Below are 2,242 nucleotides of genomic sequence, written 5' to 3'. Positions count from 1 at the left end.
GAGGGGGCGAACAGTGGCATCAGGGCGACCAGCCGCAGGAAGCCCTTGCCCTTGACCAGGGTGCGCTGCAGGCCGTAGGCGTAGCCATAGGCCAGGACGATCACCAGTACCGTGGTGAGCCCGGCCATGCCGACGCTGTTGCCGATCAGCCCCCAGAAGCGGGCGCTGGCGAAGGCATTGGTGAAGTTGGCCAGGCCCGTCCCGGTCGGGGTTTCGGTACTGCGGATCAGGATGGTGGCGATCGGCATCACCAGGAACAGCAGCAGGCCGGCCAGCACCGCCCCGGTCAGCGTCCAGCGCACCAGGCGGTCTTCGCCGGCGCGCTTCACCGGCAGCCCGGCGGTACTGGCCCGTTCGGACAGGTTGACGGCACTCATGACAGCCTCCGCAGCGACAGCATCGGCAGGTGCATGGAGATGGGGTCGTCCAGCCGGACCGGCGCGCGGCGGCCGTGCAGTTCGGCCACCACGGGGGAGCCACCGGTGGCCGGCTGCATGGTGATCCGGGTGAGGTTGCCCAGGTAGGAGATGTCGGTGACGCGGCCGGCTACGACGTTCTCGCCGGTGCGCTCGGCTGAGCCGAGTTCGACATGCTCGGGGCGCAGGCAAACGCGCGAACCGCCCTGGGGCCCTACCTCGCGTAAGCGCAAGGGCGCTTGACCCAACCAGCTGCGCCCTTGGTCATCGGTTTCGACGTCGAGGAAATTCATGCGGCCGATGAATTCCGCGACGAAGGCCGTACGGGGTCGTTCATAGAGTTCGTCCGGCGTACCGGCCTGCTCGATCCGCCCATTGCGCATCAGCACCACCAAGTCAGCCATGGCCAGGGCTTCTTCCTGGTCGTGGGTCACCATGATGGTGGTGATGCCGAGCTTTTCCTGCACGGCCTTGATCTCGGTGCGCAATTCCTCGCGCACCTTGGCATCCAGCGCGGACAAGGGCTCGTCGAGCAGCAGCAAGGAGGGTTGGGGAGCGATCGCCCGCGCCAGGGCGATACGCTGTTGCTGACCACCGGAGAGCTGGTGTGGCAGCTTCTTCGCGTGAGCGTCGAGGTGCACCATCTTCAGCATGGCGGCGACCCGTTGCTGGGTCTCCGCCTTCTTCCAGCTTCGGCATTCCAGGCCATAGGCGACGTTTTGCGCCGCCGTCAGGGTCGGGAACAGCGAATAGGATTGGAAGACGATGCCGAAGTTGCGCTCCTTGGCGGTGGTGCTGAGCACGTCCTTGCCATCGACCTCGATGCGGCCAGCGCTGGCCTCATCGAGGCCGGCGATGATCCGCAGCAAGGTGGTCTTGCCACAGCCGGACGGACCAAGGAAGCAGACGAACTTGCCCGAGGGAATCTCCAGGGAGACGTTATCCAGAGCCGTCACGCTATCGAAGCGCTTGGTCACACCACTGATGGTCAGTTTCATGCTATCTCCTGAAGCCCTTGCTTACCGCTCGTACTTCTTCTGCCAGGTCGCGATGGTCTCGGCACGATCAGCACTCGCCTTGGCGAAGTCCACCGGATAGAGCACCTTGGACACATCGGCCGGCAGCCCCGCATCGCGGAAGTTCTTCGGCATCTCGCCGCCCGGGATGGTCACGATGGCCTTCCACTTGTAGTAGGCGTTGGCGGCGGCGGGACTGACCGTCCAATCCAGGAAGCGCTTGGCGGCTTCCTGGTGTTTGGAGGCGGCGACCAGGCCATTGGTCTCCAGCTCGTTACCGGCGCCTTCGGATGGAATCACCATGGTGATCGGATAGCCTTCGGCGATGTTCTTGATGGCGCGCAGGTCGAAGGACAGGCCAACGGTATATTCACCGGACGAGGCCACGTTGCACGGCCGCGAGCCGGACTTGATGTACTGGGCGACGTTCTTGTCCAGCGCGTCGAGGAAACTCCAACCCTTTTCCGGGCCCATCATCTGCAGCAGCGAGGCGATCTGCACGTAGCCGGTCCCCGAGCTGGCCGGGTTGGGCATCACCACCTCGCCCTTGAACCCGGGTGCGGTCAGGTCCTTCCAGGAGGTGGGCATCGGCAGCCCCTTCTGCTTGAGGCGCTCATTGTTGACGCAGAAGGCGGCCATGTAGCCGGTCACGGCGAACCACTTGTTGTTCGGATCACGGAATTGCTTGGGCACCGCGTCGATGCCCTTGGGCTGGTAGGGCTCCAGGGTGGCGGAGATGCGCGGATCGACCATGGAGGACGCCGCCATGCCCCAGATCACGTCATGCCGCGGATTGGCCTGCTCGGAGAG

The 2,242-nt window shown here is 64.8% G+C and carries 2 protein-coding genes and 1 pseudogene; all 3 read right to left on the bottom strand.

Features of this window, described 5'->3' with window-relative positions; genetic code table 11:
• Window positions 1–377 (bottom strand): annotated as a pseudogene (locus FAZ11_RS24580) (hypothetical protein); the annotation flags it as partial.
• Window positions 374–1,414, bottom strand: coding sequence for an ABC transporter ATP-binding protein (locus FAZ11_RS24575; RefSeq protein WP_058772476.1), 1,041 nt, complete (start codon window positions 1,412–1,414; stop codon window positions 374–376). The pseudogene FAZ11_RS24580 and the gene FAZ11_RS24575, both read right to left, overlap by 4 nt.
• Window positions 1,415–1,435: 21 nt before the next feature.
• A partial coding sequence (locus FAZ11_RS24570) for an extracellular solute-binding protein (protein WP_137283183.1) occupies window positions 1,436–2,242 on the bottom strand: 807 nt, incomplete at its 5' end.

The organism is Pseudomonas rhizoryzae, from assembly GCF_005250615.1.
GTDB classification, from domain to species: domain Bacteria; phylum Pseudomonadota; class Gammaproteobacteria; order Pseudomonadales; family Pseudomonadaceae; genus Chryseomonas; species Chryseomonas rhizoryzae.
This window is presented reverse-complemented; position numbering and strand designations above follow the sequence as displayed.